Source organism: Kitasatospora sp. NPDC028961, assembly GCF_055564815.1.
In genome coordinates, this window is sequence record NZ_JBVHVO010000006.1 from 261,926 (window position 1) to 268,306 (window position 6,381).

The 6,381-nt window shown below is 70.9% G+C and carries 4 protein-coding genes and 1 pseudogene; 4 read left to right on the forward strand and 1 reads right to left on the reverse strand.

From position 1 onward, the window contains the following. Positions 1-269 precede the first annotated feature (269 nt). From ACZ4UX_RS15005 to ACZ4UX_RS15020, 4 genes and pseudogenes are all read left to right on the forward strand, one after another. Complete coding sequence (locus tag ACZ4UX_RS15005; protein WP_465706929.1) at positions 270-1,967, forward strand: ribulokinase; 1,698 nt, start codon at positions 270-272, stop codon at positions 1,965-1,967. Continuing rightward, entirely contained in the window at positions 1,964-2,638 is a 675-nt protein-coding gene (locus tag ACZ4UX_RS15010; protein WP_380381908.1) for an L-ribulose-5-phosphate 4-epimerase, read from the forward strand. Before ACZ4UX_RS15005 ends, ACZ4UX_RS15010 begins: the two co-directional genes overlap by 4 nt. An 11-nt stretch (positions 2,639-2,649) precedes the next feature. After that, on the forward strand, positions 2,650-4,158 hold the full coding sequence (gene araA, locus ACZ4UX_RS15015) for an L-arabinose isomerase (protein ID WP_465706930.1): 1,509 nt from the start codon (positions 2,650-2,652) through the stop codon (positions 4,156-4,158). A gap of 62 nt (positions 4,159-4,220) precedes the next feature. Next, positions 4,221-4,409, forward strand: a pseudogene (locus ACZ4UX_RS15020) (glycoside hydrolase family 6 protein); the annotation flags it as partial. 164 nt (positions 4,410-4,573) lie between these two features. Here the strand turns inward: ACZ4UX_RS15020 and ACZ4UX_RS15025 are convergent. Continuing rightward, positions 4,574-5,995, reverse strand: coding sequence for a non-reducing end alpha-L-arabinofuranosidase family hydrolase (locus tag ACZ4UX_RS15025; protein WP_465706931.1), 1,422 nt, complete (start codon positions 5,993-5,995; stop codon positions 4,574-4,576). Positions 5,996-6,381: the final 386 nt, after the last annotated feature.

Genomic DNA, 6,381 nt, shown 5'->3' on the forward strand with positions numbered 1-6,381 from the left:
GAACTTCTCTTGACACGGATATTGTTAACGCTCACAATTCCTGTGAGCGTTAACAAGAGCCTCCCAGCTCCACCGGCCGCGCACTGACATCCCGCTTCTGAGTGCTCGGCCGGTGGTCCCCGCGTTCCGCCCTCCATGAGGGAGAGGTGGCGGAACGGCGCTTGTCGCCGGTGTGCTCCCCCCGCCCCGGTCATGGACCGTGCCGGCGACAGGCGACAACAGTTGCTCACGGCACCAACGCCGCTACCCCGTACGAAGGATGAGCACACGTGACCAACAATCCCGCCGCCCCGGATCCGGACCGCTACGTGGTCGGAATCGACTTCGGCACGCTCTCCGGCCGCGCCGTGGTGGTCCGGGTGCGGGACGGTGAGGAGGTGGGAACCGCCGTCCACGACTACCCGCACGCCGTCATCGAGCGCGAACTGCCCGGCGCCGGCCGGCCGCTCCCGCCCGACTGGGCGCTGCAGCACCCCGGTGACTGGCGCGAGGTGCTGCGCACCGCCGTCCCCGCCGCACTCGCCGCCGCCGGGGTCGACCCGGCGCACGTCATCGGGATCGCCACCGACTTCACGGCCTGCACCGTCCTGCCGGTGCTCGCCGACGGCACCCCGCTCGCCGAGACGTCCGGGTGGGCGACCCGCCCGCATGCCTGGCCCAAGCTCTGGAAGCACCACGCCGCCCAGGGCCAGGCCGACCGGATCAACGCCCTGGCCCACGCCAGGGGCGAGAAGTGGATCTCCCGCTACGGTGGCCGGATCTCCGCCGAGTGGCAGTACGCCAAGGCACTCCAGGTCCTGGAGGAGGACCCGGCCGTCTACGCCGCGACCGCCCGCTGGGTCGAGGCCGCCGACTGGATCGTCTGGCAGCTCACCGGCGCCGAGAGCCGCAACGCCTGCACGGCCGGCTACAAGGGCATCCACCAGGACGGGAGTTACCCGAGCGAGGACTACCTCGCCGCGCTCCACCCGGACTTCGCCGACTTCGCCCGCACCCGCCTGGAGCACCCGCTCTCCCCTCTCGGCTCCCGGGTCGGTTCCCTCACCGCACGGGCGGCGCAGTGGACCGGCCTGCGGGAGGGCATCGCGGTGGCCGCCGGCAACGTCGACGCCCACGTCGCCGCCCCGGCCGCCCGCGCCGTCGACAACGGCCGGCTCCTCGCCATCATGGGCACGTCCACCTGTCACGTCGTCAACGGCGCGGTGCTCGCGGACGTCCCCGGCATCTGTGGCGTGGTCCAGGACGGCATCGTCGCCGGCTCCTACGGCTACGAGGCCGGCCAGAGCGCCGTCGGCGACATCTTCGCCTGGTGGCTGCGCCAGGGCGTGCCTGCCGACTACCTGGCCGAGGCCGAGGCCGGCGGCGAGGACCTGCACCGACTGCTCAGCCGCAAGGCCGCCGCCCAACCCGTCGGCGCCCACGGCCTGGTGGCGCTCGACTGGATGAACGGCAACCGCTCCACCCTGGTCGACCACCACCTGTCCGGCGTGATCGTCGGACTCACCCTCGCCACCCGCCCCGAGGAGATCTACCGGGCCCTGCTGGAGGCCACCGCCTTCGGCACCCGGGTCATCGTCGAGGCGCTGGAACGCGGTGGGGTCCCGGTCACCGAGTTCATCGTCACCGGCGGCCTCAAGAAGAACGCCCTGCTGATGCAGATCTACGCCGACGTGCTGCGCCGGCCGGTCTCGGTGGCCGAGTCGGAGCAGGGACCCGCGCTCGGCTCGGCGATCCATGCCGCGGTCGCCGCCGGGGCCTACCCGGACGTACGGACCGCGGCCGACGCCATGGGCCGGGTGCGGCGGGGCGCCTACCGGCCGGACCAGGCCGCCGCCGACGTGTACGACCGGCTCTTCGCCGAGTACCGCGCCCTGCACGACCACTTCGGCCTCGGCGCCGACAAGCTCCTGCACCGCCTGCGCGACATCCGGAACGCCGCCCTCACCACACCCAGCGAGGCACTGTGAACGCGAACGCGACCATCGACCTCATCCGCCGACAGGTCAGCGACCTGCACCGGGAACTGGTCCGCTACAACCTGGTGGTCTGGACCGCCGGCAACGTCTCGGCCCGCGTCCCCGGCGAGGACCTGCTCGTGATCAAGCCCAGCGGCGTCTCCTACGACGAACTGACACCGCAGAACATGATCGTCTGCGATCTGGACGGCAACGTCGTCGAAGGCGGCCATGCGCCCTCCTCCGACACCGCCGCGCATGCCTACGTCTACCGCCACCTCCCCGAGGTCGGCGGGGTGGTCCACACCCACTCCACCTACGCCTGCGCCTGGGCCGCCCGCGGCGAGGCCGTCCCCTGCGTCCTCACCGCGATGGCCGACGAGTTCGGCGCCGAGATCCCGGTCGGTCCCTTCGCCCTGATCGGCGACGACTCGATCGGCCGGGGCATCGTGGACACCCTCAAGGGCCACCGCTCGCCCGCCGTCCTGATGCAGAACCACGGTGTGTTCACCATCGGCAAGGACGCCGAGGCGGCGGTCAAGGCCGCCGTGATGTGCGAGGACGTCGCCCGCACCGTCCACCTCTCCCGCCAGCTCGGCGAGCCCCTGCCGATCGCCCAGGCGGACATCGACAGTCTCAACTTCCGCTACCAGAACGTCTACGGCCAGCCCCAGGCCCGGTGAGGAGCCACCCCATGAAGAAGCCACTGGAGAGCCGCCAGGTCTGGTTCCTGACCGGCAGTCAGGAACTCTACGGCGAGGAGACGCTGCGCCAGGTCGCGGGGCAGTCCCGGCGGATCGCCGAGACCCTGGACGGCGACGCCGCGGTGCCGGTCGAGATCGTCTGGAAGCCCGTCCTCACCGACGCCGCGGCGATTCGCCGGGTCTGCCTGGAGGCGAACTCCGCCGACGACTGCATCGGCCTGATCGCCTGGATGCACACCTTCTCCCCGGCGAAGATGTGGATCGCCGGCCTGGACGCCCTGCAGAAACCGCTGCTCCACCTGCACACCCAGGCCGACGTCGAACTGCCGTGGCAGACGATCGACATGGACTTCATGAACCTGAACCAGGCCGCCCACGGCGACCGCGAGTTCGGCTACATCCAGTCCCGCCTCGGGGTGCCGCGCACGACCGTCGCCGGACACGTCAGCGACCCGGCGGTGTCCGCCAGGATCGCCACCTGGGCCCGAGCGGCCGTCGGCCGGGCCGAACTGCGCGACCTGAAGCTCGCCCGCTTCGGCGACAACATGCGCGACGTCGCCGTCACCGAGGGCGACAAGGTCGAAGCCCAACTCCGCTTCGGCGTCTCAGTCAACACCTACGGCGTCAACGACCTCGTCGAGGCCGTGGACGCGACGGGGGAGAGCGACGTCACCGCGCTGGTCAAGGAGTACGAGGACGGCTACCGCCTCGCGCCCGAGCTGCGGGTCGGCGGGGAGCGCCACGAGTCGCTGCGGTACGCCGCGCGGATCGAACTCGGCCTGCGCGGGTTCCTCGAACAGGGCGGCTTCCGGGCCTTCACCACCAACTTCGAGGACCTCGGCGGGCTTCGCCAGCTGCCCGGCCTCGCCGTGCAGCGGCTGATGGCCGACGGCTACGGCTTCGGCGGCGAGGGCGACTGGAAGACCGCGACCCTGCTGCGCACCCTCAAGGCGGCCGCCACCGGACTGCCCGGAGGTACCTCCTTCATGGAGGACTACACCTACCACCTGGAGCCCGGCCGCGAGCTGATCCTCGGTGCCCACATGCTGGAGGTCTGCCCGAGCATCGCGGCGGCCACCCCGTCCTGCGAGATCCATCCGCTCGCCATCGGCGGGCGCGAGGACCCGGTCCGGCTGGTCTTCGACGCCGAGCCCGGTCCCGCGGTGGTGGTCGGCCTGGCGGACCTCGGCGACCGCTTCCGAATGGTCGCCAACGAGGTCGACGTGGTCGAGCCGCCGGCACCGCTGCCCAACCTGCCCGTCGCCCGCGCCGTCTGGACGCCGCGTCCGGACCTGCGCACCTCCACCGAGGCCTGGCTGACGGCAGGCGCACCGCACCACACCGTGTTCTCCGGTGCGCTCGGGGTCGAGGAACTGGAGGACCTCGCCCAGATGATCGGCGTGGAGCTGCTGGTGATCGACGACGACACGAACATCCGCCGGTTCACCAAGGAACTGCGCTGGAACCAGGCTTACCACCGGCTGGCCCAGGGGTTCTGACCCCAACGCGTCCGCCGCCGCCCCGGGACAGCGGCACGGGACGGGCGGTGGCACCCCAGGCCGCGAATCCGGCCAGGTGCAACCCGGCGGGGCGGAGGATCGGGACCACGACCCGGTGGGGCGGCGGCGCCGAGCTGCTGTTGTGGATCACGGTGCCCGGTGAGTCCGACGGAAACTGCGGCGTCGGCGCCGGATCGACCGCCGGGCAGTTCCTGGCCGAGGTCGCAGACAAGATGATCTACGGCTACTGACCGTGGAGCGGTGCGGAGACGGCCCCCGCCGCGGGCCCCCGTCGAGCGGGGGCGCGTGCGGCGGGGGCCGGGCCCGGGGCACGGCTTCGTGGCCCACGTCGTGGACCGCTGCTCCACGTACCGGGCAGACTCCACCCGATCGCGAGCACCGTGGCTCGGGCAGGTCAGCGCCGCAGGGTGAGGACGCCCGGCCGGTACGGCAGCTGGTCGTAGGGGCCGTTCGCGGTGGGGGACTTGCCCTGGTAGAGGAACTGCAGGTTGCAGGGGTCGATGGTCATGGTCTGGTCGGGGTTGTCGCGGACCAGGTCACCGTGGCTGATGTCGTTGGTCCAGGTGGCACCGCTGTTGGCCTTGCCGGCGAAGGGGTTGCTCTCGGTGGCGGCCTGCGGGGTCCAGGACCCGCTCAGGCTGGTGGCGGTGAACGAGCGGAAGTAGCGCTGCTCGTTCACCCCCCGGGCCTCGACGATCATGAGGTACTGGTTCTGGCCCTGGACCTTGTAGACCTGCGGCGCCTCGAACAGGTTCTTCACCGTGTCGCTCATGACTGTCGTGTACGACGAGCCGAAGTTGCCGGGGAAGTTCCCGATCGGCATGCTCGCCCGGTAGATGCTGCCGTTGTCACCGGCGAAGAACAGGTACATGTTCTGGCCGTCGGCGATCAGGGTCTGGTCGATCGGGGCGGCGCCCGGGATGCTGCCGGTGAACAGCGGCTGCGGCGCGGACCAGCCGTTGGGGTTGGTGGGGTCGCTCGACGTCCGGTAGATGAAGGGCCAGGCACCCCACTGGTAGGCCAGCACCCAGATGTTCTTGGGCGCGAAGTAGAACAGCGTGGGCGCCACCGTGGACTGGCTCATCCCGGTCTGGCCGGCCGACGCCATGTCCGACCAGTCGGTGAAGGGGCTGAACATCATCGACCCGTACGACGAGCCCGACACGTCCGACGCGTAGACCAGGTGCTTGCCGTTGTACACCACGGTGGTGAAGTCCTTCACCGAGGTCCACCCGTTCGCCGGCTGCGCGAGCGCACCCGTCGACGACCAGCGGTACGTCGACGGAAGAGCACATGGGCCGCCCGGTGGCGTCGTCCCGGTCAGGCCGGTCCACTTCTGGTTGCTGCCGCCGCCGCACGTCCGGAGCCCCACGGCCGTGCCGTTGGCCGTACCGGCGCCCGTCACGTCCAGGCAGAGCCCGGACTCCAGGCCGACGACCGTGCCGTCGGAGTTCACCCGCCACTGCTGGTTCGCACCGCCGCTACAGGTCCAGATCTGCACCTTGGTGCCGGCCGTGGTGGCATGGCCCGGAACATCCAGGCACTTGTTGCCGTACACGGTCAGCTGGTTGCCGGCCGTCGACGTCCACAGCTGGTTGGTCCCGCCGAAGCAGTCGTAGATCTGCAGGTTCGTGCCATCGGTCTGCCCGGCATTCGGCACGTCGAGGCACCGACCGGAACCCACGCCGCGCAGGGCGCCGCTGGTGGCCGCCTGAGCCGGGTTGGCGACGACCAGCGTCGCCAGTGCCGCCACGACCGCCAGCACGGCGGTGAGTACTGCGGACAGGTGCCCGCGGCTGGAACTTCGTCTGCACACGGAGAATCTCCTTGGTGGTCGGACGGAGCTGTCACACGGCTGTGTTGTCGGCACTCGAGTGCCGCCGGGCGTGCGCGCTCCAAGAGTTGTCACTCGGCCGGCGCGGGAATCCGCGCCTCTTGCCCGTACGGTGTCGAGACTTCCGTACGCCCGGTGACCTGGGCGTCCGCCAGGTCACCGGGATTCTGGTCGGGCCGCGCCGCGGCACCGGGTGGGTCGTGCTCCCTGGTGGCTCCCGGAGGCTCCCGGAGGTTTCGGGGTGGGGGGGGGGGGGCCCCCCCCCCCCCCCCCCCCTTTCCCCCCCCCCCCCCCCCCCCTCTGTTTTTTGTTTTCTTTTTGGTTCCCCACCCTTGCCGGAGTGTCTTTTTTGGTCTTTTTTTCTCGGG

What these genes read in the sequence shown, in the direction of transcription:
- araA (WP_465706930.1), top strand. Translation starts at nt 2,650, where the DNA reads ATGAAGAAGCCACTGGAGAGCCGCCAGGTCTGGTTCCTGACCGGCAGT.